Raw genomic sequence first — 23,338 nt, 5'->3', positions numbered from 1 at the left:
CGGCGATGGCGAATGACGGTCGGGGTGGCCGCTATTCGGCGGGCCGGACGGTGTCGCAGCAGCGATTACGCACCCTGCTCGGCGAGGTGGCCGATCGGGTCGAGGTGATGATCGGCTCGCGCGACCGGATGGACGGCCTGGTCGAGGCCATGCTCACGGTCACCGCGGGCCTGGACCTGGACGAGACGCTGCGCACGATCGTGCGCACCGCGATGAATCTGGTCGACGCCCGCTACGGCGCGCTGGCGGTGCGCGGACACGATCAGCAGGTCACGCAGTTCATCGACGAGGGCATGCCCGAACAGATCCGGGAGCGTATCGGCCGCCTGCCCGCCGGCCACGGGGTCCTCGGCGCGGTGTTCGCGCAGAAGGCGCCACTGCGGCTCGACGACCTCTCCGAACACCCGTCGTCGATCGGGTTCCCGGCGGGTCATCCGCCGATGCACACCTTTCTCGGTGTGCCGGTGCGCATTCGGGACGACGTCTTCGGCAGCCTGTATCTGACCGAGAAGTCCGACGGTCAGCCGTTCACCGAGGAGGACGAGGTCCTGCTGCTGGCCCTGGCCGCCGCGGCGGGCATCGCGGTCGACAACGCCCGGCTCTACGAGCAGGCCAGGACCAGGCAGGCCTGGATCGAGGCCACCCGCGACATCGCGACCGAGTTCCTGGCCGGCACCGAGTCGGACCGGGTGCTGGCGCACGTGGTCGACCACGCGCGCGGGCTGACCGGTTCGCATCAGGCGTTCCTGGCCTCGGTGCCGGTGCCCGACGAATTGCCCGGCGAGATCTCGGAATTGGTGATCACCCAGTGGACCGGTCCCGACGCGGGCCAGGACTGGCAGACCGTCCCGATCGCGGGCACCGCGCTGGGCGACGCCTTCTCCCGGCGCACCCCGCTGCGCTTCGACGACGTGTCGGCGGTGACGCTGGGCGTGGAGTTCCCCGACGCCGAATCGCCCGGCGCCGGACCGGCCCTGGTGCTGCCGCTGTGCACGCCCGATGCCACCCTCGGGGTCCTGGTCACCATCCGGCCGCCCGGTTTCGCGCCGTACTCCGACGAGATGCTGGAGCTCACCGCCGCGTTCTGCGATCAGGCCGCGCTGGCGGTGCGGCTGGCCGACGCCCAGCGCCGGATGCGCGAACTCGACATCGTCGCCGACCGCGACCGCATCGCGCGCGATCTGCACGACCATGTGATCCAGCGGCTGTTCGCGATCGGCCTGACCGTACAGGCCACCCTGCCCAAGGCCGTGGTTCCCGAAGTGCGGCAACGGCTTTCGACGGTGATCATGGATCTGCAGGAGGTCGTGCAGGAGATCCGGACCTCCATCTTCGACCTGCACGCCAGCGGCCCCGAGCACAGCGCGGGCCTGCAGCAGCGGATCGAGATGGCGATCCGGCGCCAAACCGCCGACATCGCGCTGCGGGCCACCATCCAGGTCTCGGGCCCGCTGTCGGTGGTCGACCCGCAACTGGCCGACCACGCCGAGGCGGTGGTGCGCGAGGCGGTGAGCAACGCGGTCCGGCATTCCGGCGCCGACACGGTGGCCATCGTCATCGACGTGGCGAACGACCTGACGATCATGGTCACCGACAACGGCTGGGGCATCCCCAACCACGTCATCCGCAGCGGGCTGCGCAATCTCGAGCAGCGCGCGCAGGAAGCGGGCGGTCTGTTCGACGTGCGGCCCGCCCAGCGGCCCGACGCCGAGGGCAATCATCCCGAGATGCCCGGTACCCAGCTGCGCTGGTCGGTGCCGCTGCCGCAGGACTCCCCCGCCACCGACGGCTACGAGCTGGCCGGCGGCCCGGAGGCCGGCCAGGGCGACTGAGCGACTCAGGCCGGACCGAGGACGACGGCGGCGTTGTTACCGCCCATGCCCATCGACAGTTTCAGGGTGAGCCCGTCGGTCATCGGGGCGGTGCCGTCGAGCAGCCGGGGATGCGCGGGCGCCACGATCGGCGCCGAGACGGCGATCCCGCGCTCGTAGGACAGGGCGATGGTGGCCACCTCGACGGCCGCGGCCGCGCCCTGGCAATGGCCGGTGAGCGGTTTGAGCGCGGTGATCACCGGGCGGTCGGCGAAGACGGTGGTCAGCACGTCGCGTTCGGCGGTGTCGCACTGCACGGTGCCGGTGGCATGCGCGTTGACGTAGGCGATGTCGGCGGCGTCGACGCCCGCCGCGGTCAGCGCGCGCCGGGCGCAGGCGATGATCTGCGTGTGCGCGGGGTCCACCGAGACCACGTGGAAGGCGTCGTTGGTCATCGCGCCACCGAGGACCCGGGCGTAGGACTGCTCGACGGCGTCGGTGAGCAGGAAGGCGACCGAGGCCTCGGCCATCGGGAAGCCCAGCGTGCCCTCCTGGAACGGCTTGCACGCGGTCAACGGGTCGGCGTCGGCGACCGCGGCGCCGAGCCGGACGAAGTGCTCGACCATCTCCGGGGTCGCCGAGATGTCGGTGGTGACGCACAGCACGTCGTCGACCAGGCCCGCGTCGCGCCACATCTTCGCGGTGAGCAGGCCCACCGAGCCGGAACTGCAGGCCGCCGAGACGTTCATCGCGGGTCCGTGGAACCCGAATTCCTGCATCACCACCGAGATGGGGGTGGACGGCAGCAACCGCAGATAGTCGCGGGAACGCCGGTGTCCCTCGTCGACGAGGTAGAAATCACGCCAGTCCGCGACATCGCCGAGGGTGAACGCGTGCACCAGCCCGACCGTGCGCCCGGCCCGGCACCAGCCCCTGGCCTCGGCGTCGGCGATGGCCTCGGCGGCGGCCGCGTGCACGGCGCGCCCGAACAGGCCGCCGCCGTGGGCGAGGTCACCGTCGTCGGGGATCCGGGCGATCCAGGCGTGCTGGTCGCGGTCGGGGCCGTATCCGGGGTACAGGCGCGCCGCCGGTTTGCTGCCCAGCACCCCTTTCCACAGGTGTTCGCGCCCCCAGCCGTAGCCGGAGACGACACCGATCCCGGCGATCGACATAGAATCGACTCGGTGGGCCATGCCGCCGGGAAGAACGTCCGGTTTCACTTCGCTCCTCGCGGATCTCATCGAGGGTCACCACAATAGTCCTGTTCGCCGTCGTCAGACCAGGTCGAGATCGGGGGTATCGCAGTGGGAGAAGTCAATACCGACGCCGCGAGCGCCGAGCAGCTCGCGCAGCGGTACCGGTCGCTGGTCGAACACACGCCCGACGCCATCTGCGTGCACGAGGCGGGAACAGTGGTGTACGTGAACCCGGCCATGGTGCGTTTGCTGGGCGCTCGCTCGGCCGACGACCTGCTCGGCATGGCGATCACCCACTTCGTGCATCCGGACTCGATCCCCCCGATGCTCGACCGCATCGCCCAGCTCACCGCCGAGGGCGCGGCCTCCCCGCCGACCGAGATGGACCTGGTGCGCATCGACGGCCGGACCGTGCCGGTGCAGACGGTGTCGGTGCTCACCGCCTGGCAGGACGCGCTGGCGTATCAGGTGGTGGTGCACGACCTGACCGCCCAGCGGGCCGCCGAGGCCTCGGCGCGGCGGGCCGAAGCGCACTTCACCACGGTGGTGTCGCAGCTGGAGGAGGGCGTGCTGGTCGTCGATCGGCGCGGCCGGGTGGAGTCGATCAACCCGGCGGGCAAGCGGATCCTCGGCCTCGACGACGCCATGCCGGTGCTCGGCCGGGCCATCGCCGAACTGCCGGTGTCCATGGTCGACCGCAACGGACTGCCGCTGCCGACCTCGCGGCATCCGATGGTGCACACGCTCACCACCGGCGAGGCGGTCACCCAGTTCATCTTCGGCGTGAACCGCACCGACGGGCGGCAGGTGTGGCTGTCGTGCAACTGCAGGCTGCTCAATCCGGAGAGCCCGGATTCCTCGGGCGTGTCCTCGTTCGCCGACATCACCGAGTTCCGGGCCAGCAGGCGCCAGCTCGAGTATCAGGCCACCCACGACGCGCTGACCGGCCTGGCCAACCGCTCGCTGATCCTGTCGCAGCTCTCGACGGCGCTGGCCGACGAGGGCGGCAGCCTGGTCACCACCGTGCTGTTCATCGACCTGGACGGATTCAAGGCGATCAACGACACGCTCGGGCACGCCATCGGCGACACCGTGCTGCAGATCGTCGCGCAGCGGCTGCAGGGCGCGCTGCGCGCCGAGGACGTGGTCGGCAGGCTCGGCGGTGACGAGTTCCTGGTGCTGCTGGCCGGTCATCCGCAGCGGGCCGATCTGCCCGGGCTGATCGAGCGGTTGCGCACCACGATGGCCGAGCCGATCATCGCCCGCGGGCACCGGCTGGAGGTGAGCGCCTCGATCGGCATCACCGAGCTCGGCCCGCACGAGAACCGCACGCCGGAGGCGGTCCTGCACGACGCCGACCTGGCGATGTACCGGGACAAGCCCTCGGCCCATCGTGACCTCGGTCTCGGTCAGAATCGACGATCGAACAACACCCACGCCTCCTGACAGACTGGTCGGCGTGATCATCGAGCACGCGGTGCTGCCCGTCCGTTCCGGCCACGCCGACGCCTTCGAGGCCGCGTTCGCGCAGGCCTACCCGATCATCGCCGGGATGCCCGGGTTCGGCGGGTTGTCGCTGTCGCGGTGTGTCGAACAGCCGGGCAACTACCTGCTGCTGGTGCGCTGGGAACAGCTGAGCGACCACACCGAGGGCTTCCGCGGCTCGCCGGAATACCAGCGGTGGCGGGCGCTGTTGCATCACTTCTACGACCCGTTCCCCGTGGTCGACCACTACACGCCGCTCGTCGGCGACGACGTCTTCCCCGAGTAGACTCGACAACTCTGTTCTCGCCGGTGACAAAGGAGTCCTGTTTTGCCCGACCGCCTCGCCGATGAACGCGCCGCGGAACAGCAGTACCTCACGGTGCTCTACGACCGGCTCGACGGCATGCGCGACTACGCGCAGAACCGGCTCAAGACCGTGCTGCTGGAGTCCGGCGGCACCCCGCAGGCGCGCAGTGAACGCGAGTCCTTCACCCAGCTCTACAGCGAGGACCTGGCCAAGTACGACGCCGCCGAGCACGGCCTGTGCTTCGGCCGGATCGATCTCGACGGCGACGAACCCGAGGCCCGCTACATCGGCAGGCTCGGCATCCTCGACGAGGACAACGACTACGAGCCGCTGCTGCTGGACTGGCGCGCCCCGCTGGCGCGACCGTTCTACCTGGCCACCACCGCCAACCCCGAGGACGTGGTCCGGCGCAGGCACATCCGCTCGCGCAACCGCGCGGTCACCGCGATCAACGACGAGTACCTCGACCTGAACGCCGCGCAACGCGACGGCGCGGTCGGCGCCGACGACGGTGTCGGCGGCGAGAGCGCGCTGCTGTCGGCACTCAACGCCGCCCGCACCGGGCACATGAACGACATCGTCGAGACGATCCAGAGCGAGCAGGACGCGATCATCCGCTCCGAGCACAAGAGCGTGCTCGTCGTCCAGGGCGGACCCGGCACCGGCAAGACCGCGGTCGCGCTGCACCGCGCCGCCTACCTGCTCTACACCTACCGTCAGCAGCTGGCCAAGAGCGGCGTGTTGATCATCGGCCCGAACGCCACCTTCCTCGACTACATCGGCCAGGTGCTGCCGTCGCTGGGCGAGACCGGTGTGCTGCTCTCGACCATCGGCGACCTGTATCCCGGCGTGAAGGCGGTCCGTGAGGACTCGCTGCGGGCGGGCGAGATCAAGGGTTCGCTCGACATGCTCGAGGTGCTCAAGCAGGCGGTGCGCGATCGTCAGGAGGTGCCCGCCGAGCCCGTGCGGCTCACCTTCGACGGCTACCCGGTGACGCTGGACCGCAAGATCGCGACCAAGGCCCGCGGCCGGGCCAGGTCCTCGCGCCGCCCGCACAACCTGGCCCGGCCGATCTTCGCGTCCTCGGTGATCGACGCGCTCACCGACCAGCTGGCCGCGACCATGGGCGCCGACCTGTCCGGCGGCACCAGCCTGCTCAGCTCGGCCGACCTGAGCGAGATCGGCGACGAGATGCGCGCCGACCCGCAGGTGCAGGCCGCCATCGGCGCCCTGTGGCCGATCCTGTCGCCGCAGGAAGTGCTGGCCGACCTGCTGGCCGACCCGGCCCGGCTCGACCGCGCGGCCAAGACGCTGAGCGCGGCGGATCGCGCCGAGCTGGTGCGCTCCGACGACGGCACGTTCGGCGCCGCCGACGCGCCGCTGCTCGACGAGCTGGCCGAGCTGCTCGGCGTCGACGACACCGAGGAACGCGAACGCGCGCGCCGCCGCTGGCGCGCCCAGCTGGCCGAGGCGCAGGACGCGCTCGACATCCTCACCGGTTCGGCGCCGCAGGACATCGAGGACGAGCTCGACCCCGAGATCCTGATGGCCTACGACCTGATCGACGCCTCCCAGCTGGCCCAGCGCCAGGAATTCGGCAACCGGCAGACCACCGCCGAACGTGCCGCAGGCGACCGCACCTGGACCTACGGTCACGTGATCGTCGACGAGGCGCAGGAGCTGTCGGCGATGGCGTGGCGGATGGTGATGCGGCGCATCCCGAACCGGTGGATCACCGTGGTCGGCGACGTCGCCCAGACCGGCGACCCGGCGGGCGCGTCGTCGTGGCAGCGGGTGCTGGAACCCTATGTGGCGCAACGCTGGAAGCTCACCGAGCTGACCGTGAACTACCGCACCCCCGCCGAGATCATGGCCGTCGCCGCCGACGTGCTCGCCGCGATCGACCCGGGCGTGCGGGTGCCGCGCTCGGTCCGCGAGACCGGCAATCCCCCACGCGCGTACCGGGTCCGACCGGCCGAGGTGGCCGGCGAAGTGGCGCGGCTGCTCGAGACCGAGCACGGTCCCGGCACCAGCGCGGTGCTCGCCCCCGCCGCGCTCGTCCCGTCCCTGTCGGCCCTGGCCGGTGAATCGGTGCAGGTCCTGACGGTGCACGATGCCAAGGGCCTCGAGTTCGACCGCGTGTATCTGGTGGAACCGCAGGCGATCCTGGACGAGTCGCCGCGCGGTCTCAACGATCTGTACGTCGCCCTGACCCGAGCGACCCAGCGCCTCGCGGTCGTCCACACCGCCGACCTCCCCGAGGTGTTGTCCGCGCTCGGCTAGTCCGCCTGCGCCAGCAAGCCGTCGACCAGGGCTTCCAGACCGGCGGCGTAGCTGCTGACGGCGTCGAATCCGGTCCAGCGGGAACCGATCTCGGCGAGCCTGGGCATGGTGTCGGGGTCCAGGTTCGCGAAGACCTCGGCGCGGTAGGTGGGGCCCTCGGCCGCCCGGCGGACCGAACGTCCCGTGACGATCAGCTCGCCCGCCGTGTAGTGCCAGATGGCGCGATAGGCGGCCACCGCCCCGTCCAGGCTCAGGCCCGCCGCGACGGCCGCGTCGATGATCGTCTCGGGCACCCACAGGGCCGAGCGGCCGAACAGGTCGCCGTTCGCCAGGACCTCGACGATCCAGGAGTGCGCGGCGAGCGCTTCGTGCATGGCGGTCGCGGCCACCAGGATGCGCTGCCGGGGATCGGCGGGCGGTTCGGGCCACTCGATCTTGTCGGCGTAGTCGTCCAGCAGCAGGCGCAGCAGGTCGTCCTTGTCGCGGACGTGGTGGTAGAGGGCCATCGGCGTGCAGCCGAGTTCGCCGGCCAGCCTGCGCATGGTCAGCTTGGCCACGTCCTCGGTCTCGAGCACCGCGTGCGCGGCCGCGACGATGTCGGCCCGGGAGATCCGGGCCGGTCTGCCGGTGCGCGCCTGCGGCGCTGACGGAGTCGACATGCCTCCATCTTGACCCATCGGCGAGCGCGGGTCTGGACACGGGGCGGATCGCGTGGTTAATTTTTATACATGTATAAAAACTCGTCTCCGCCACGTCCGCGCGCCGTGCTCACCGCCGTGGCTGTCGCGCAGTTCATGGTCGCCCTCGATATGGCCGTCGTGAACGTCGCGCTGCCCGCCATCGGCGACGCGTTGCGCTTCGCCCCGCTCGACCTGGCCTGGGTGGTGCACATCTACGCGCTGACCTTCGGCGGCTTCCTGCTGCTCGGCGGCAAGGCCTGCGATCTGTACGGGCGGCGCAGGCTGTTCACGATCGGGTTGGTCGCCTTCGGAATCGCTTCGCTCGCAGGCGGACTCGCGCAGGCGCCGTGGCAGCTGGTGGCCGCGCGGGCCGCGCAGGGCATCGCCGCGGCCGCCGTCGCGCCCGCCGCACTGGCCACCCTCACCACGGCGTTTCCCGAGGGGCCGGCCCGCGTTCGGGCGCTCGGGGTGTGGGGCGGGGTGAACGCGGCGGGCGGCGCGCTGGGTGTGCTCGCCGGCGGGCTGCTCACCGAGTACGCGGACTGGCGCTGGGTGATGCTGGTCAATCTCCCGATCGTCGCGGTCGCCCTGGTCGCCACCGCCGCGGGCGTACCCGCCGACCGGCCCGCGGACGGACCCGGCCGCCTCGACATCGCCGGCGCGGTACTGGCGACGGGTGGCATCGGGCTGCTCGTCACCGGCATCGTGCGCACCGACCGATTCGGCTGGGCCTCCCCCGAAACCGGCCTGACACTGCTGGCGGCGGCGGCCCTGCTGGCGAGTTTCGCGGTCGTGGAACGACGGGTACGCACCCCGCTGGTGCGGTTCGGGCTGTTGCGCAACCGCTGGGTACTCGGCGGCAATCTGTTCGTCCTGTGCGCGGCCGCGGGTCAGTTCTCGGCGTTCTACCTGGTGTCGCTGTATCTGCAGCGAGTGCTGGGACTCAGCGCGGGCGCGGCGGGCGCCGCATTCGTCCCGTTCTCGCTGTGCGTCGTCGCGGGCACCGTGGTGGCGACCCGGGTGGGCGCCCGGCGGTCCCCGCGCCCGCTGCTGATCGGCGGCGGGCTGCTGACCGCCGCGGGTATCGGAGGGTTCGCGCTCATCAGCCCCGGGGGCAGTGTCCTCGCCGATGTGCTCGGGCCGTCGATCGTCGGCGGCTTCGGTCTCGGCCTGTGCCTGGCACCCGTCGCCGCGGCGGTACTCGCCGCCACGGTCCTGCCGGGGCGTGACCACCCGAAAGTCGCTGTCCGCGAGAACATTCCCGCGGCCGCACAGTGAAAGGAAGACCGATGTCCCCCATCGATCTGTTCGACCGCGCCGTACACCTGCTGCCCGACGGCACCGTCGAATCGGGCGAGCGGCGGATGGCCACCGACGGCGGCGGCTGGCAGCTGGCCGTGTTCCACGTCGACTCCGACGCCGACGTCCACGCCGAGCACTGGGAGATGCACCCGGCGAGTGACGAAGCGGTGTGCTGCCTGCGCGGCTCGTTGCGCCTGTACCTGCGACCGGACATCGCGGGCGCGCCGGAGACCACCGTCCACCTGACCGCGGGCACGGCGTTCCTCGTCCCCCGGCGGCGGTGGCACCGCTTCGAACTTGACGAGCCATCGGACATCATGTCGATCGGATTGCGGGGCGGCACAAGACAGGAGCCCGTCTGATCAGCTCGGCCCGGAAACACTCGAGGGCGCCGCGATCGCGGCGCCCTCGAGGTGTTCTGTGTTCAGCTGTCCTAGCGGACGGTGTGCACGATCAGCACGTCGGACCGCGACTTGCGGGCGACGTCCGACGGGACCGAGCCGAGTAGGCGGCCGGTCAGGGTGTTCAGGCCACGGTTACCGACGACGAGCAGGTCGGCCTTGGTCTCGTTGACCAGGTCGAGCAGCGAATCGACCGGCTCGCCGACGATGGCCCGCTCGACGATGTTCTTCGCACCGGCGGCGGTGGCCTTCTCCCGGGCGATGTGCAGGATCTCGTTGGTCGGGGCCGAGCCACGCACCTGGTAGGCCTCGTCCTTGAGCACGTCGGCCGCGGCGGCGACGTCGCGATCATCGGTCGGGAAGTAGGCGCAGGCCAGCACGAGAGTCGCGTCCGCGTCGCCGGCGAGCGCTGCGGCCTTCTCCACGGCGACGTACGACGAGTCCGAGCCATCAGTACCGACGACAATGGTCCGGTAGGCGGTCATCTCTCCTCCAACTTGGTCGGTGCCGACGCCGACCGACCCGGGAATCGAGCGTCAGCGCGGCAATTGGGTCGACCCTAACGCCAAAACAGGCCGATTTATCGACAAATCGCAACAGATCACATCGGGAGTGTTGACGCCGATGTCCGCGATGCCCGTGGCCTTCGCGACAGTCGTGAAGACCCACCTGCGACGATCAGACCGCGATACGGGAAAACTGTGGCATATCACAACACAATCAACCCGCTTGCGCGACTGGGACTTTGCTCACATCAGCCGGAGAAACTGGGCAGTCCACAGGCGGCGCTGCCGGTGCCGGTCGACGGCGACACGGTCACCGTGAGCGGCACGATCCACCGCGCGCCGACCACGCCGACCACCTGCGCGGTCAATTCGTGCTGACCGGCCGCGCCGGGACGCCAGGTCGTCGTGGTGGACCCGATGCCCGGCACCTCGACCGTGCCGAACGCGACGCCGTTGTCATAGAAGGTCACGTCGGCACCGGAGTCGCTGCTGCTGTAGCCGACCACGTTCACCGCGGTGACCGTGTACGAGCACCCGGCCTGATGATCACTGCCCTCGACGCCGACGCGCTGGGTCGAGTCGGCGTGCGCGAACGGGGCGACCAGCGCCGCCGTGGCCATGATCGTGGCGATGCCGAACCCGGCCAGGCCGAGCCGCGAGTTCCGGCGGAAAGTTGTTGTCACCGTTGCTGTCCTCACTCCCACGCAGCAGCACCCGCTGCGAATGCGGTGACACTATCGACGGACAACACCGTTCCCAGTCGAAATGCTGATATTTCAGACACCCGAATTCCTGGGTCTGGACACCGCTTCACCCGGCTGTGGGCGCCGCGCTCGCCCGCGCTTTACGCGCGTATTCCGAGGGCGACATCCCGATCTCCGCGGCGAATTCCCGGCAGAAATGCGCCTGATCGAAATAGCCGAGCCCGGCGGCCAGCTCCGCGAGATCCGCGTGCCCGCCCCGGGCCAGCAGATCGGCGGCATCCTGCAACCGGAATCGGCACAGCACCCATTTCGGACCGGCCCCCACATAGCGCCGGAACAGCCGCTGCAAGGTCCGGATGGGGACCGCGAAACGATCGGTGACCTGGTCGACCCGGGTGAGCGCGCCGTCCTCGGCCATCGCGGCGACGATGCGGGCCACCAGCGCGTACTGCGGATCGTCGGCCCGGCCGCGACCGGCGAAGAACTTCTCGACCAGCGCCACCCGCGCCGCGTCCGAGGGCTCGGCCAGCACCCGCTCGGCCAGTCCCGCCGCGCCGGGCAGCACGGCGGTCAACGGTGCCGAGTCATCGCGCAGCACAACGACATCCAGGCCGGTGAACGCGCCGAAGCCACCGGGGCGGAACCGGATCCCGAAGGTCTCCCCCTCGCCGTCGAGCTCGCGGATGTACTTCGTGGTGCTCACCCCGTTCACGAAGCCGCCGGTGCGCGTGCTGCTTCGCTCGAAGGTGACGTTCACGCACGGGAACGACAGCACCTCGGCGCGATAGGCGGGTTTACCGCGCAGGTCCCAGCGCACGACCCAGTACCGGTCCGCGAAGCCGGACAGCGCGGGCCCGACCGTCAACCGGTCCAGCGACCGGTGCCTGGCCTGCTCCTCCGGATGCAGAATGCCCTTCATGTCCGCGGGATCGGGAGACGTCACCGGATCTGTCGCTTTCTTACAAGATCGAAAGCCGCCCACCGGCGAGGATTCATGACATGACCGAACCCGTTGCGCCCGTTCCGGAGGGCTACCACTCCATCACCTGTTTCCTGGCCGTGCCGGACGGCAACGCGGCCATCGACTTCTACACCGAGGTCTTCGGCGCGAAGGTGCTCAGCCGGGCCGACCGGCCCGACGGGCAGCCCGCGCACGCCGAACTGCTGATCGGCGATTCGACCATCCAGCTCGGCATGCCCATCCCCGAGAACAACGTGCGCGCGCCCGAGGACTGGGTACACACCTCGATCGTGCACTACTGCCCCGATGTCGACACCGTGATCGCCCGGGCGATCGACCACGGCGCCCGCACCGCGGAGGAACCGCAGACCTTCGTCAACGGCGAACGCTTCGGCGTCGTGATCGACCCGTTCGGGCACCGGTGGGCGGTGATCACCCGGGTCGAGGACATCTCCCGGGAGGAAGCCGACCGCCGGATCGCCGCCTGGATGGCGGAGCAGAGCTAGCGGTCGGCGCCGCGGGGTACCGGGCCGGGCCCGCATCTCAGCTCAGCCCCGCGGCGTCCATCCCGCGCAGTTCCTTCTTGAGGTCGGCGATCTCGTCGCGCAGCCGGCCGGCCAGCTCGAACTGCAGCTCGCGGGCCGCGTTCATCATCTGGTCGGTGAGCGAGGCGACCAGGTCGGCCAGCTCGGCGCGCGGCATCGACTTCACGTCGCGTTCGGCGTAGATGCCCGCGCTCACCGCGCGGCCCGGCTCGCCCTGGGCGCGCCTGCCCCGGCTGACATTGCGCCCGGACCCGCCGACGGCCACTTCGTCGTCGGCCTCCAGGTACACCTGGTCGAGGATGTCGGCGATCTTCTTGCGCAGCGGCTGCGGGTCGATCCCGTTGGCCTCGTTGTAGGCGACCTGCTTGGCGCGGCGGCGATCGGTCTCGTCGATCGCGTGCCGCATCGAGTCGGTGATCTTGTCCGCGTACATGTGCACTTCGCCCGAGACGTTGCGCGCCGCGCGGCCGATGGTCTGGATGAGGCTGGTGCTCGACCGCAGGAAGCCCTCCTTGTCGGCGTCCAGGATCGCCACCAGCGACACCTCGGGCAGGTCGAGACCCTCGCGCAGCAGGTTGATGCCGACCAGTACGTCGTACTCGCCCAGGCGCAGCTGGCGCAGCAGCTCCACCCGGCGCAGGGTGTCGATCTCGGAGTGCAGGTACCGCACCCGCACGCCGAGGCCGAGCAGGTAGTCGGTGAGGTCCTCGGCCATCTTCTTGGTCAGCGTGGTGACCAGCACGCGTTCGTCGCGCTCGGTGCGCTCGCGGATCTCGTGCACCAGATCGTCGATCTGGCCCTTGGTCGGCTTCACCACGACCTGCGGGTCGACCAGGCCGGTCGGACGGATCACCTGTTCGACGACCTCACCGCCCACCTGACCCAGCTCGTACGGACCCGGCGTGGCCGACAGGTACACCGCCTGACCGATCCGGTCGGCGAACTCCTCCCAGGTCAGCGGGCGGTTGTCGACCGCGGACGGCAACCGGAAGCCGAACTCCACCAGATTGCGCTTGCGCGACATGTCGCCTTCGAACATGCCGCCGATCTGCGGCACGGTGACATGCGACTCGTCGATGACGAGCAGGAAGTCGTCGGGGAAGTAGTCGAGCAGCGTCGCCGGCGCGGACCCGGCGGGGCGGCCGTCGATGTGACGTGAGTAGTTCTCGATGCCGGAGCAGAACCCGACCTGGCGGATCATCTCCAGGTCGTACTCCGTGCGCATGCGCAACCGCTGCGCCTCGAGCAGCTTGCCCTGCTTCTCCAATTCGGCCAGCCGCTCGGCCAGTTCGGCCTCGATGTCGGCGACCGCGCGTTCCATCCGCTCCGGGCCCGCCACGTAGTGGGTGGCCGGGAAGATGCGCAGCGAGTCGACCTGGCGAACCACGTCGCCGGTGAGCGGGTGCAGGTAGTACAGCGCCTCGATCTCGTCGCCGAAGAACTCGATGCGAACCGCGAGCTCCTCGTAGGACGGAATGATCTCCACGGTGTCGCCACGCACACGGAACGAGCCGCGGGTGAAGGCCATGTCGTTGCGGGTGTACTGCACGTCGACCAGCAGCCGCAGCAGCGCGTCGCGGTCGATCTCGGTGCCCACCTCCAGCTGCACCGACCGATCCAGGTACGACTGCGGGGTACCGAGGCCGTAGATGCACGACACCGAGGCGACGACGACGACATCGCGGCGCGAGAGCAGGCTCGAGGTCGCCGAGTGCCGCAGGCGCTCGACGTCGTCGTTGATCGAGCTGTCCTTCTCGATGTAGGTGTCGGTCTGGGCGATGTACGCCTCGGGCTGGTAGTAGTCGTAGTACGAGACGAAGTACTCGACCGCGTTGTGCGGCAGCATCTCCCGCAGCTCGTTGGCCAGCTGCGCGGCGAGGGTCTTGTTGGGCGCCATCACCAGGGTGGGCCGCTGCAGCTTCTCGATGAGCCAGGCGGTGGTCGCGGACTTACCGGTACCGGTGGCACCGAGCAGCACCACGTCCTTCTCCCCCGCGGTGATCCGCCGTTCCAGTTCGGCGATGGCGGCGGGCTGGTCACCGGCGGGCTTGTGCTCGCTGACCACCTCGAACTGTCCGCCCGCGCGCTCGATGGTGCCGACGGGGCGGTGCTCGGAATGAGCCAGCGGGTGTCCCCGCTCCTCGTACCCTTCCGTCGGGATCTCGGTTGCGAATGCCATGCTCTCCAGGTTAGGCCCGACCACCGACAAGTCGCGACGAGCGCCGTCGTGGCCGCGACACGAGCGGACGCCACGCCGGGCGGGCGCCCCGCGCCCGGTGTCGTCGCGATGAATTTCCGCTCATCGAGCCACGCGGCCCGCTGCGCGCGGATCGGGGGGCAACGCGCACCGGCAGCATCGTGGCGATCGCGATCCGGCGACCCGACGGCCAGGTCCGGCTGCCGCGCCCGACCGGACCTGGCCGGACCGGCAATCTTCCGGCACCCTCCGGCGATGTCCGAAAAGTCCCATGTACCAAGGGCATTCACCGTGGTGTGGCTCAGCGGACACCGTGCACGATGCCGAACCCGGCGTACCCTGAGCTGATCATCGGCACGTGGTGAGGACAAGGCCATGAGCGCACTGCTTCCCCTGCTCGTCGCGGCTCCGGCGGTGACCGGATTCGCCGGATACTTCGCGCGCGAGATCCGCGGCCCGCAGCCGCCGCCCGTCGCGACTCCCACCGCGCCGCCGCCGGGCAGACCCCGGGTGGAGTTCTTCGACGTGGCCGAACTCACCAGCACCGACGCCCGAGGCTTCATCCGGCCCGTCGACCGGTACGAAGTGCAGCCGTGGGGGCTCTACCTGGCCCGCACCGTAGGTCCGCGGCACCGCCACGAGGAGTCCTGGCTGCTGTCCGGACCGGGGGTGCGCGCCACGGTCACCCACGACCGGCCCGGCCATCATCGCAGCCACGACTACGTGCTCGACATCGTCGAGGTGGAACGGATCGGGCCCAAGCGCTGGCGCGCCACCGACTACCTGCTCGACGTGGCGGTCCGCCGCGGCCGGTCGGCGACCCTGCGCGGCGCCGGCGAACTGCTCGCCGCCCACGCCGCGGGGCACGTCGACACCGCACGCGCCGACCGGGCGTTCGAACGGGCCGCGGCGGTGCTCGACGGACTGGCCGCGCACGAGTACGACGTCGAGCGGTGGCTGCGATCCAGGGAGATCACCCTCACCTGGATGTGACGCGATCGGGCGCCGACGCCCGGTCACCGGTAGATTTTCCGGTCATGACGCAGGCATCCACCGTGCACGTGCATCCGCCCAAGATCGAGTACTTCGATATCGCGGCGCGGACGAACACCGATCCCAAGGGTTTCGTCCGCCCGGTGGAGGTCTACCGGGAAGAACCGTGGGGCCTGTACATGGGCCGCCACTCCGACCACGCGAACTTCTACTACCTCGAATCGTGGGTGCTGCCGGAGCTGTCGCTGCGGGCGACGAAGTTCCACTACAACCCCGGCGTCGACCAGTGGCAGGACGTCTACGTCGACGTGGGGGCGTTCACCCGGGAGTCGGCCACGCTGTACAAGTCCGTCGACCACTACCTGGACCTGCTGGTGCGGACGGGCCGTGAGGTCGAGCTCGTCGACGTCGACGAGCTACTGGCCGCGCACGCGGGCGGCCTGCTCGACACGGCGGAGTCCCAGGCCGCCATCCAGCACGCGACCGCCGCGATCGACGGGATGGCGGCCAACGGGCACTCGCTCGAGGGCTGGCTGGCGACCCGGGGCATCACGCTCACCTGGCGCTGAGACGACGAAACCGCCCGGACCTCGGTAGCGGGTCCGGGCGGTTTCGTCGATCCACGCGGCGGGGATCAGCCTGCCGACAGGCTGGGGAACAGATCCGCCAGGCCACCACCGCAGCCGGCGCTGCCGGTCGCGGCGGCCTCGCCGACGGTGACGGTGATCGAGTCGCTGATCAGCAGCTGACGCGCCTCGAGCTTGTGCTGACCCGTCGTGGTGGGCTTCCAGGTGATGCTCACCGTGCCCGAGAGCAGCGACGGCGAGACCGGGCTGCCCGGGATGTCGACGCCGTTGTCGGTGAACTTCACCGAGGTCAGCCGGTCGACTTCGACGCTGGCGGTCAGCTTGTAACTGCAGCCCACCTTGTGGCCGGAGCCGTCCACGTTGAGATTGCCCACCCAGGCCGAGGCCTGCGGAGCGGCCAGCACGATGCTGGCGGCGACGGCGCCGAGTGCGGTGACGCCGATACCCGCACGGCCGATTTGACGGTGATGTGTTGTCATACGCGCTACAACTTCCCTGTGAACCGAGTCACCAGCTGGTGACTCGGCACAATGTACACAGCGTGTAACCCGCGTTCACGGCTTTTTGAAACATTGATGTTTAACAGTTTGGTGTCGGGTCACCCGCGCGCGTGCGCCCAGGCGGTGACCTCCGGGTACACCGCGTCGAACCAGGGTTCCTTCACCGCGTAGTAGGCCTCGCCCGCCGCGTCGCCCGCCTTGTCGGCCGCCGCCTGCTCCGCTTCCCGCTTGACCGCCAGGTACGCCGCGCGCGCCTCGTCGCCGGCGCGCAGCCAGTCGCGCAGGTCGAGGGCGAAGCGCTGGCCGGGCGAATCCTGTACACGCAGATGGATGTTCGCCGGGCGGGCGGGATCGGCGTTGCCGTGCAGTCGCTTACCCCAGCGGGACAGGTCGGTGCCGGCCGGATCGCCGGGGGTGGGCTTGGGGTTGTCGTGGGTCACCGCGGCCGCGAGCGGGAATCCGGCGCCGGTCAGCGCGTCGGCCAGCGACTCCGCGGTGGTCATGTCGGCCACCGTCACCTGGATGTCGATGACGTCCTTGGCGGCCAGGCCCGGCACCGCGGTCGAGCCGACATGGTCGATCCGCACCGCCGAGGCGCCGCAGAGCAGATGCAGGCGGGCGATGATCCGGCGCGCCTGGGCGGGCCACTCCGGGTCGGCGGGCACCAGCCGGTAGTCGGCGCGCGACCGCACACCCTCGCGCTGATTGCGCTCGAAGGGCACCAGCCGCTGCTCCCACAGCGCGCGCACCTGCGCCTCGACGACTTCCGGGGCGCCGTTGTTGTCCAGCCAGACGTCGGCGACGGCGTGGCGCTGCTCGTCGGTGGCCTGCGCGGCGATCCGGGTCCGGGCGTCGGCCTCGGCGACACCGCGGTGCTCCACCAGCCTGCGCAACCGGGTCTCCACCTCGGCGCCGACCACGAGGACCAGCTGCATCAGCGGGGCGAGGCCGTTCTCGACCAGCAGCGGAATGTCTTGCACCACAATCGCATCGGCGGGGGCGGCGCCGATCAGCTCGGCAGTCCGAGCCCCGACCAGCGGGTGGGTGATGGCGTTGAGCTTGCCCCGCGACACGTCGTCGGCGAAGGCCACCGCGGCCAGCGCGGGCCGGTCGAGGCTGCCGTCGGCGGCGAGGATGTCGGGGCCGAACGCCTCGACCAGCGCCGCCAGTCCCGGCGTGCCGGGCGCGACGACCTCGCGGGCGATGGCGTCGGAGTCGATCAGCACCGCCCCGAGCTCGACCAGGGTCCGCGCCACTGTGGATTTACCCGCTCCCATGCCTCCGGTGAGGCCGATCCGCAACATGGCGCCCAGTCTCGCAGACGCCGCCGCGCCCGGGGGCACGCCGTCGGATTCTTCCGACACGCCCATGCGCCCACCGGCCAAAATCCGGGGTCGGGCGCGTCGCGTGGACTACTGTTCGCCGAGGCGAGAAGGCCGGCTCCAGCTACCGAAGGATGATGATGGGCACCAGAGACCACCGAACGGCTCGCCACCGTCTGGGAATGCCCGGTGGTGTGCATTGCGTCGAATACCCCGCTGTCGCAGCGACTCTCGCCGAATACCGCCGATCCTGGTTCACCGCCCTGATCTCCCCCGCCAGACACAGTTTCGCCGCGATGCGCAAACGCCCCAGCATGGCCGCCGGCGGCTACTGGGTGCCCGCCGCCGCGAGCTGACGCCCCGACCTCAGGACACTAGGTGGAGGTCATGTCGCCGGTGACGCCACGCCGTCAGGTTCGGCACGTCCGCCCCGAACCTGGTCTCGAGCAGCCGCAACTGCGAGGAGTGGTCGAAGGTCTGCGAGGCGACCAGCCCGCCCCGGCTGTACGGCGAGACCACCAGGCAGGGCGCCCGGTAGCCCAGGCCGGCCAGACCGTCGGGGTCGAGGGTGGCGCTGACCCAGTACAACCGGTTGGGATCGGTCGATTCGACGAAACCGTCTGCGGTGGGCCCGATTTCGGGCGACCAGCCGTATCGGCGCCACGACGCCGACGCCTCACCGAACCCGCGCACCCCCGACAGGGTGCCGAAGTAGTGGTCGAAGGACCGGTTCTCCTGCCACCGCGCCGGCGCCGACACTACCGCACCCCTACCAGGAAAAAGGCCGAAGGCCCCGGTCCGTGTGGACCAGGGCCTTCGGTACTGCTCTACCCGAATCAGGCGTTGCCGGAGAGCTTCTCCCGCAGAGCCGCCAGCTGGGCGTCGCTCGCGAGCGAGCCGCCGCTGGACTCGGCCGCACCCGAGGAGGCCTGCGAGCCGCTCTCGGAGGAGTAGTTGCCCGAGGTGGCACCGCCGTTGGCGGCCTCGGCGGCAGCGTCGGCTGCCATCTTCTCCATCTGCGCGGTGTGCATCTTGTGGCGACGCTCGGCCTCGGCGTAGCGGCCTTCCCACTCCTCGCGGACCTTGTCCGAGCCCTCGAGCCATTCGTTGGTCTCGGGGTCGAAGCCCTCGGGGAAGATGTAGTTGCCCGCATCGTCGTAGCTGTCGGCCATGCCGTACTTCGACGGGTCGAACTCGGCGTGGTAGTCCTCGTTCGCCTGCTTCAGCGACAGCGAGATCCGGCGACGCTCCAGGTCGATGTCGATGACCTTGACCATCGCGTCGTCGCCGACGGCGACGACCTGGTCCGGGACCTCGACGTGGCGCTCGGCCAGCTCGGAGATGTGCACCAGGCCCTCGATGCCCTCTTCGACGCGCACGAACGCACCGAACGGAACCAGCTTGGTGACCTTACCCGGCACGATCTGACCGATCGCGTGGGTGCGGGCGAACTGACGCCACGGGTCTTCCTGGGTGGCCTTGAGCGACAGGGAGACGCGCTCGCGGTCCAGATCGACGTCGAGAACCTCGACGGTGACCTCGTTGCCGACCTCGACGACCTCGGACGGGTGGTCGATGTGCTTCCAGGACAGCTCGGAGACGTGCACCAGACCGTCGACGCCGCCCAGGTCCACGAAGGCACCGAAGTTGACGATCGAGGAGACCACACCCTTGCGGACCTGGCCCTTCTGCAGCTGGTGCAGGAACTCGCTGCGGACCTCGGACTGGGTCTGCTCGAGCCAGGCGCGACGCGACAGGACCACGTTGTTGCGGTTCTTGTCGAGCTCGATGATCTTGGCCTCGATCTCCTTGCCGACGTACGGCTGGAGGTCGCGGACACGACGCATCTCGACGAGCGAGGCGGGCAGGAAGCCACGGAGGCCGATGTCGAGGATCAGGCCGCCCTTGACGACCTCGATGACGGTGCCCTTGACGGCCTCGTCCTTCTCCTTGAGCTCCTCGATCGTGCCCCACGCGCGCTCGTACTGCGCCCGCTTCTTCGACAGGATCAGGCGGCCTTCCTTGTCCTCCTTGGTGAGAACCAGGGCCTCGACCTCATCGCCCACGGAAACGACCTCGTTGGGGTCGACATCGTGCTTGATGGAGAGCTCACGGGAGGGGATGACGCCTTCGGTCTTGTAACCGATGTCGAGCAGGACCTCGTCACGATCGACCTTGACGATGGTTCCCTCGACGATGTCGCCATCGTTGAAGTACTTGATCGTGGCGTCGATGGCGGCGAGGAAATCCTCGGCGGAGCCGATGTCGTTGACGGCTACCTGCGGCGAGGTGACGGTGGTGGGCATATGTGGATTTGCTCCGGACGGATTGTGGTCGGTTGCGGACATTGGAACTTTCGGTACGCTGCGAGATCACCGCGACGAGGCGACGAAGGATACCGGGTAAGTATCGCACGGACCGCCACACTTGCTGGTGATCGAACTCAGCACGGGCGACTCCGTCATCGGATACTGTACGCATTCAACCCCGGCGCACAGCGCTCCTCGAAAGACACTCGCGTGCCTCAGCGTACGCGACCGCTGTCCAGCCGGGCAAACCACCCCCTCCACCCCGCCGATACCCTGGTCGCCGTGTCCGACGACGAACGCCATGCGCAGGCCAACGCGCTGCTGGGAACCACCGCGACCACCCGGACCAAGATCGGTTCGGCGGACAGCGAACGCGCGAGCAGGCGCTGGTGGGACGCCGACGCCGACCAGTATCACCAGACCCACGCCGACTTCCTCGGCGTCGACTCCCCCGGCGGCGAGTTCGTGTGGTGCCCGGAGGGCCTGCACGAGGGCGACATGGGCTTCCTCGGCGAGCTGACCGGCCGGACCGTGCTGGAGATCGGCTGCGGGTCCGCGCCGTGTTCGCGCTGGCTGGCGGGCCAGGGCGCGTACCCGGTCGGGCTGGATCTGTCGATGGGGATGCTCGAGCGCGGTGTCGCGGCGATGGAGCGGGGCGGGCCGCGGGTGCCGCTGGTCCAGGCGGGCGCCGAGGCGCTGCCGTTCGCCGACGCCTCGTTCGACCTGGCCTGTTCGGCCTTCGGCGGGGTGCCCTTCGTCGCCGACTCGGCGCTGGTGATGCGCGAGGTCGCCCGAGTGCTGCGGCCGGGCGGGCGCTGGGTGTTCTCGGTGAACCATCCGATGCGCTGGATCTTCCCGGACGATCCGGGCGAGGACGGGCTGGTGGCGCGGATCCCCTATTTCGATCGGACGCCCTATGTCGAGGTCGACGGCGACGGTGTGCCGACCTATGTGGAGCACCACCGCACCATCGGCGACCGGGTCAGGGAGATCGTCGGCGCCGGCCTGACGCTGCTCGACATCGTCGAGCCCGGCTGGCCGGAGTGGCTGGACCGGGAGTGGGGTCAGTGGTCGCCGCTGCGCGGGGAGATCTTCCCCGGCACCGCCATCTTCGTCACCGAGAAGCCGGGCGCCTAGAACTCGGGCAGCGCCGCGAAGGCCGGATCGACCCGCACGTTGGGCACGGTCTCCGCGACCCAGCGGCGCGCCCTCGTCAGGGCGTGGTCGGGGAAGACCGCGTCGAAGCGCACGTCGTCGGACAGCAGATAGGGCAGCCGGCCGCGCAGGCCCGGCGCGTACGGGTGCGGCGGGCACATCTCGCTGCGGTGCACCTGGGCGCCGATCGAGGACTCGCGCAGCCCGGGGATCCCCGTCTCGGGGCAGATGATCTGGAACACCGCCGAGCACCGGTCCTTGGGCACCACGATCGACGCGGCGAAGACGAGCTCCCCCCGCGGGCCCGGCAGCTGCGTCTTCTCCACCCGCAGCAACGCGGGCAGCTGGTCGACCCACACCACGAACGCCTCGATGAGACAGCCGGTGCGGGCATGGTGCTCGGCCAGCCGCCTGCGCAGCCGTGGCAGATCGTGCAGCCGCGCGGGCAGGTCGGGCGCGCCGTTGACATAGGTCAACGCGACGACATCACGAGTGGCCGGATTCCCCCAGGTCGTGTTGTCCAACTGCTGCATTCCAGGAATGTCGAACGAGATGGGCACCGGGACAACTTACCGGCGCGGACGAGTTCGGTTGTCGCCGTGCGCGGTAGAACGCGCCGCTCAGGCCGGAACGCGCTCTTCGACCAGGTCGACCAGCCACGATTCGTGACGAATCACCATGGCACGACTGCGCGAACTCGCGAGGACGGCGCCCAGCGCGGTTTGGAAGGCCTCGGCGCCCGCGCGGTCGTCGAAGTCCAGGTCGACCAGGACGCGGCCGGGCGCGCCGTCCACCAGGCCGATCCGGTAGGCGCGCACGCCGTGCTCGGCGCGGAATCGCGCGTAGGCGTCGAAGGCCGCCTTCCAGTCGTCGTAGTCGTGGACGGTGTTGTCGATGTGCAGGGTGGTGGTCATGATCGCCTCCGGGACGGGTCGAATGGGACTACTCGAGTGTCGGCCCGTCGCGGGCCCGCCGGACATCCCTGATCCTGGGGATCTTCGACGTAAACTGGGCCGGTGCCGAGCGCCCTGGCCGACCGGGTGGGCCGGCTGTGCCGCACCGGTCTGGCCGTCAAACCACTGCGTGAACTCGTCGTGGCCGAGATCCGGCGATCGATACCGTTCACCGGGTTCGTCTTCGCGCTCACCGATCCGGGTAGCGCAGTGGCGGCAGCGCCGCTGGCCGATGTGCCCGGACTCGCGCTGGACCGGCTCCCGGAGCTGATCCGGGCCCGCTATCTGACGCCGCTGAATCGCTGGGACACGCTGCGCGGCAGCGGCGCCCGGTCGCTGCTCGGCGCCACCGAGGGCCAACCGGAGCGTTCACCGCTGTGGCGGACCGCCCAGCGCGAACTCGGTGTCACCGACTCGGCGACGGTCACCTTCGCCGACCGGTACGGCTGCTGGGGCTTCCTCGAACTGCTGCGCACGGCCGAAACACCGTTCACCCAAACCGAACTCGCCGACCTGACCGCGCTCGCCCCGACCGTCACAGTTGCGCTGCGGGACGCGATCGGCGCCTGCTTCGTCGAATCCGAGGCGCAGTTGCCGCCGCTGGGCCCCGCGGTGCTGCTGCTCGACGGCACCCTGCACGTGCGCTCGCAGACCGTGGCCGCGGCAGAGTCCCTGCTGCGCCTGCTCCCGCCCGACGAACCGATCCCGCCGGTTCCCGCCTCGGCCTACAACGTGGGCGCGGCCCTGCTGGCCGCCGAAGCCGGCACGCCGATCGGCCCGGCGTCGGCCCGCATCCACCTGGGCGGCAACCGCTGGCTCACGGTGAAGGCCGACCGGATCGGTGAGCACGACATCGCGGTCGCCCTGGAACCGAGCACCGCCGCCGAACGCCTCGATCTCTTCGCCAGGGCCCACGGCCTCTCGGCCCGCGAGACCGAGGTCCTCACCCTGCTGGCCACCGGCCTGGACTCGCGCGAACTGGCCGCCGAGCTGGTGCTGTCCGAACACACGGTCAACGATCACGTCAAGGCGATCCTGGCGAAGTCCGCCACCCGCACCCGCCATCGGCTGCTCACCCGCGTCCTGGGCATCGCCTGACGCGACGCTGCCGGCGGTGGTGCGCCGAGTCCGTGGGCGACCG

Annotated in this window: 23 protein-coding genes and 2 pseudogenes; 12 read left to right on the top strand and 13 right to left on the bottom strand. The window is 70.1% G+C overall.

What is annotated here, in order from left to right:
- Nucleotides 1-5: 5 nt before the first annotated feature.
- Nucleotides 6-1,832, top strand: coding sequence for a sensor histidine kinase (locus tag EL493_RS14890; RefSeq protein ID WP_019046414.1), 1,827 nt, complete (start codon nt 6-8; stop codon nt 1,830-1,832).
- A gap of 5 nt (nt 1,833-1,837) precedes the next feature.
- Here EL493_RS14890 and EL493_RS14885 read toward each other — a convergent pair whose 3' ends face one another.
- Nucleotides 1,838-2,983, bottom strand: a complete 1,146-nt coding sequence (locus tag EL493_RS14885; protein WP_019046413.1) for a beta-ketoacyl synthase N-terminal-like domain-containing protein — start codon at nt 2,981-2,983, stop codon at nt 1,838-1,840.
- A 132-nt stretch (nt 2,984-3,115) separates the two neighbouring features.
- Here EL493_RS14885 and EL493_RS14880 point away from each other — a divergent pair, with 132 nt between their 5' ends.
- The 3 genes from EL493_RS14880 to EL493_RS14870 are packed head-to-tail and all read left to right on the top strand — an operon-like array spanning nt 3,116 to nt 7,082.
- On the top strand, nt 3,116-4,453 hold the full coding sequence (locus EL493_RS14880; protein ID WP_019046412.1) for a diguanylate cyclase domain-containing protein: 1,338 nt from the start codon (nt 3,116-3,118) through the stop codon (nt 4,451-4,453).
- A gap of 13 nt (nt 4,454-4,466) precedes the next feature.
- The gene (locus EL493_RS14875) at nt 4,467-4,778 is read left to right on the top strand and encodes an antibiotic biosynthesis monooxygenase family protein (RefSeq protein WP_019046411.1); all 312 of its coding nucleotides are present in this window, start codon (nt 4,467-4,469) and stop codon (nt 4,776-4,778) included.
- Nucleotides 4,779-4,820: 42 nt separating this feature from the next.
- Nucleotides 4,821-7,082 carry a HelD family protein gene (locus EL493_RS14870; protein ID WP_019046410.1) on the top strand — a complete coding sequence of 754 codons (2,262 nt, stop codon included), beginning with the start codon at nt 4,821-4,823 and terminating at the stop codon, nt 7,080-7,082.
- Here the strand turns inward: EL493_RS14870 and EL493_RS14865 are convergent.
- On the bottom strand, nt 7,079-7,741 hold the full coding sequence (locus EL493_RS14865) for a TetR/AcrR family transcriptional regulator (RefSeq protein ID WP_019046409.1): 663 nt from the start codon (nt 7,739-7,741) through the stop codon (nt 7,079-7,081). The two genes, EL493_RS14870 and EL493_RS14865, sit on opposite strands and share 4 nt — an antisense overlap.
- Nucleotides 7,742-7,810: 69 nt before the next feature.
- Between EL493_RS14865 and EL493_RS14860 the strand changes: the two genes are divergently transcribed.
- Together EL493_RS14860 and EL493_RS14855 are read left to right on the top strand one after the other, a co-directional pair.
- A complete protein-coding gene (locus EL493_RS14860) occupies nt 7,811-9,040 on the top strand; it encodes an MFS transporter (protein ID WP_167686196.1) in 1,230 nt (409 codons plus the stop codon).
- Nucleotides 9,041-9,051: 11 nt separating this feature from the next.
- The gene (locus tag EL493_RS14855; protein ID WP_019046407.1) at nt 9,052-9,426 is read left to right on the top strand and encodes a cupin domain-containing protein; all 375 of its coding nucleotides are present in this window, start codon (nt 9,052-9,054) and stop codon (nt 9,424-9,426) included.
- A gap of 71 nt (nt 9,427-9,497) precedes the next feature.
- On the opposite strand, the gene EL493_RS14850 is transcribed toward EL493_RS14855, so the two are convergent.
- From EL493_RS14850 to EL493_RS14840, 3 genes are all read right to left on the bottom strand, one after another.
- A complete protein-coding gene (locus EL493_RS14850) occupies nt 9,498-9,950 on the bottom strand; it encodes a universal stress protein (protein WP_019046406.1) in 453 nt (150 codons plus the stop codon).
- A gap of 269 nt (nt 9,951-10,219) precedes the next feature.
- Nucleotides 10,220-10,654 carry a hypothetical protein gene (locus EL493_RS14845; protein WP_022566594.1) on the bottom strand — a complete coding sequence of 145 codons (435 nt, stop codon included), beginning with the start codon at nt 10,652-10,654 and terminating at the stop codon, nt 10,220-10,222.
- A 127-nt stretch (nt 10,655-10,781) separates the two neighbouring features.
- Nucleotides 10,782-11,618: an AraC family transcriptional regulator gene (locus EL493_RS14840; RefSeq protein WP_019046404.1), complete on the bottom strand. Its 837-nt coding sequence runs from the start codon at nt 11,616-11,618 to the stop codon at nt 10,782-10,784.
- 56 nt (nt 11,619-11,674) lie between these two features.
- Here EL493_RS14840 and EL493_RS14835 point away from each other — a divergent pair, with 56 nt between their 5' ends.
- Nucleotides 11,675-12,142 carry a VOC family protein gene (locus EL493_RS14835; RefSeq protein WP_019046403.1) on the top strand — a complete coding sequence of 156 codons (468 nt, stop codon included), beginning with the start codon at nt 11,675-11,677 and terminating at the stop codon, nt 12,140-12,142.
- Nucleotides 12,143-12,179: 37 nt separating this feature from the next.
- Here EL493_RS14835 and uvrB read toward each other — a convergent pair whose 3' ends face one another.
- Nucleotides 12,180-14,360, bottom strand: a complete 2,181-nt coding sequence (uvrB, locus tag EL493_RS14830; protein ID WP_019046402.1) for an excinuclease ABC subunit UvrB — start codon at nt 14,358-14,360, stop codon at nt 12,180-12,182.
- A gap of 393 nt (nt 14,361-14,753) precedes the next feature.
- Here uvrB and EL493_RS14825 point away from each other — a divergent pair, with 393 nt between their 5' ends.
- Both EL493_RS14825 and EL493_RS14820 read left to right on the top strand, forming a co-directional pair.
- Nucleotides 14,754-15,371 carry a DUF402 domain-containing protein gene (locus EL493_RS14825; RefSeq protein ID WP_019046401.1) on the top strand — a complete coding sequence of 206 codons (618 nt, stop codon included), beginning with the start codon at nt 14,754-14,756 and terminating at the stop codon, nt 15,369-15,371.
- A gap of 44 nt (nt 15,372-15,415) precedes the next feature.
- Nucleotides 15,416-15,940, top strand: a complete 525-nt coding sequence (locus tag EL493_RS14820) for a DUF402 domain-containing protein (protein ID WP_019046400.1) — start codon at nt 15,416-15,418, stop codon at nt 15,938-15,940.
- Between the two features lie 65 nt (nt 15,941-16,005).
- On the opposite strand, the gene EL493_RS14815 is transcribed toward EL493_RS14820, so the two are convergent.
- Entirely contained in the window at nt 16,006-16,437 is a 432-nt protein-coding gene (locus EL493_RS14815; RefSeq protein ID WP_019046399.1) for a hypothetical protein, read from the bottom strand.
- A 119-nt stretch (nt 16,438-16,556) separates the two neighbouring features.
- The gene (gene coaE / locus EL493_RS14810) at nt 16,557-17,762 is read right to left on the bottom strand and encodes a dephospho-CoA kinase (protein WP_036836674.1); all 1,206 of its coding nucleotides are present in this window, start codon (nt 17,760-17,762) and stop codon (nt 16,557-16,559) included.
- 200 nt (nt 17,763-17,962) lie between these two features.
- On the opposite strand from coaE, the gene EL493_RS14805 reads away from it, so the two are divergent.
- The gene (locus tag EL493_RS14805) at nt 17,963-18,136 is read left to right on the top strand and encodes a hypothetical protein (RefSeq protein WP_019046397.1); all 174 of its coding nucleotides are present in this window, start codon (nt 17,963-17,965) and stop codon (nt 18,134-18,136) included.
- Nucleotides 18,137-18,179: 43 nt separating this feature from the next.
- Here EL493_RS14805 and EL493_RS32730 read toward each other — a convergent pair.
- The 3 genes and pseudogenes from EL493_RS32730 to rpsA form a co-directional block, all read right to left on the bottom strand.
- Nucleotides 18,180-18,335, bottom strand: a pseudogene (locus EL493_RS32730) (alkaline phosphatase family protein); the annotation flags it as partial.
- Between the two features lie 135 nt (nt 18,336-18,470).
- Nucleotides 18,471-18,539, bottom strand: a pseudogene (locus EL493_RS33115) (hypothetical protein); the annotation flags it as partial.
- A gap of 77 nt (nt 18,540-18,616) precedes the next feature.
- Entirely contained in the window at nt 18,617-20,086 is a 1,470-nt protein-coding gene (rpsA, locus tag EL493_RS14790) for a 30S ribosomal protein S1 (protein WP_019046396.1), read from the bottom strand.
- A 285-nt stretch (nt 20,087-20,371) separates the two neighbouring features.
- On the opposite strand from rpsA, the gene EL493_RS14785 reads away from it, so the two are divergent.
- Nucleotides 20,372-21,226 (top strand): class I SAM-dependent methyltransferase, encoded by an 855-nt coding sequence (locus EL493_RS14785; protein ID WP_019046395.1) that lies wholly within the window; start codon nt 20,372-20,374, stop codon nt 21,224-21,226.
- Here EL493_RS14785 and EL493_RS14780 read toward each other — a convergent pair.
- Both EL493_RS14780 and EL493_RS14775 read right to left on the bottom strand, forming a co-directional pair.
- A complete protein-coding gene (locus tag EL493_RS14780) occupies nt 21,223-21,777 on the bottom strand; it encodes a hypothetical protein (RefSeq protein WP_019046394.1) in 555 nt (184 codons plus the stop codon). The genes EL493_RS14785 and EL493_RS14780 overlap by 4 nt on opposite strands.
- A gap of 87 nt (nt 21,778-21,864) precedes the next feature.
- Nucleotides 21,865-22,158, bottom strand: a complete 294-nt coding sequence (locus tag EL493_RS14775) for a hypothetical protein (RefSeq protein WP_019046393.1) — start codon at nt 22,156-22,158, stop codon at nt 21,865-21,867.
- 102 nt (nt 22,159-22,260) lie between these two features.
- On the opposite strand from EL493_RS14775, the gene EL493_RS14770 reads away from it, so the two are divergent.
- Nucleotides 22,261-23,295 carry a helix-turn-helix transcriptional regulator gene (locus EL493_RS14770; protein WP_019046392.1) on the top strand — a complete coding sequence of 345 codons (1,035 nt, stop codon included), beginning with the start codon at nt 22,261-22,263 and terminating at the stop codon, nt 23,293-23,295.
- Nucleotides 23,296-23,338 lie beyond the last annotated feature (43 nt).

Origin of the sequence: Nocardia asteroides (genome assembly GCF_900637185.1) — a bacterium.
GTDB classification, from domain to species: Bacteria; Actinomycetota; Actinomycetes; order Mycobacteriales; family Mycobacteriaceae; genus Nocardia; species Nocardia asteroides.
This window is presented reverse-complemented; position numbering and strand designations above follow the sequence as displayed.

What these genes read in the sequence shown, in the direction of transcription:
- EL493_RS14775 (WP_019046393.1), bottom strand. Translation starts at nt 22,158, where the DNA reads ATGACCACCACCCTGCACATCGACAACACCGTCCACGACTACGACGAC.
- EL493_RS14885 (WP_019046413.1), bottom strand. Translation starts at nt 2,983, where the DNA reads ATGTCGATCGCCGGGATCGGTGTCGTCTCCGGCTACGGCTGGGGGCGC.
- EL493_RS14865 (WP_019046409.1), bottom strand. Translation starts at nt 7,741, where the DNA reads ATGTCGACTCCGTCAGCGCCGCAGGCGCGCACCGGCAGACCGGCCCGG.
- EL493_RS14860 (WP_167686196.1), top strand. Translation starts at nt 7,811, where the DNA reads ATGTATAAAAACTCGTCTCCGCCACGTCCGCGCGCCGTGCTCACCGCC.
- EL493_RS14805 (WP_019046397.1), top strand. Translation starts at nt 17,963, where the DNA reads ATGCCCGGTGGTGTGCATTGCGTCGAATACCCCGCTGTCGCAGCGACT.
- EL493_RS14890 (WP_019046414.1), top strand. Translation starts at nt 6, where the DNA reads ATGGCGAATGACGGTCGGGGTGGCCGCTATTCGGCGGGCCGGACGGTG.
- EL493_RS14850 (WP_019046406.1), bottom strand. Translation starts at nt 9,950, where the DNA reads ATGACCGCCTACCGGACCATTGTCGTCGGTACTGATGGCTCGGACTCG.
- coaE (WP_036836674.1), bottom strand. Translation starts at nt 17,762, where the DNA reads ATGTTGCGGATCGGCCTCACCGGAGGCATGGGAGCGGGTAAATCCACA.
- EL493_RS14815 (WP_019046399.1), bottom strand. Translation starts at nt 16,437, where the DNA reads ATGACAACACATCACCGTCAAATCGGCCGTGCGGGTATCGGCGTCACC.
- EL493_RS14835 (WP_019046403.1), top strand. Translation starts at nt 11,675, where the DNA reads ATGACCGAACCCGTTGCGCCCGTTCCGGAGGGCTACCACTCCATCACC.
- EL493_RS14820 (WP_019046400.1), top strand. Translation starts at nt 15,416, where the DNA reads ATGACGCAGGCATCCACCGTGCACGTGCATCCGCCCAAGATCGAGTAC.
- rpsA (WP_019046396.1), bottom strand. Translation starts at nt 20,086, where the DNA reads ATGCCCACCACCGTCACCTCGCCGCAGGTAGCCGTCAACGACATCGGC.
- uvrB (WP_019046402.1), bottom strand. Translation starts at nt 14,360, where the DNA reads ATGGCATTCGCAACCGAGATCCCGACGGAAGGGTACGAGGAGCGGGGA.
- EL493_RS14825 (WP_019046401.1), top strand. Translation starts at nt 14,754, where the DNA reads ATGAGCGCACTGCTTCCCCTGCTCGTCGCGGCTCCGGCGGTGACCGGA.
- EL493_RS14855 (WP_019046407.1), top strand. Translation starts at nt 9,052, where the DNA reads ATGTCCCCCATCGATCTGTTCGACCGCGCCGTACACCTGCTGCCCGAC.
- EL493_RS14780 (WP_019046394.1), bottom strand. Translation starts at nt 21,777, where the DNA reads ATGCAGCAGTTGGACAACACGACCTGGGGGAATCCGGCCACTCGTGAT.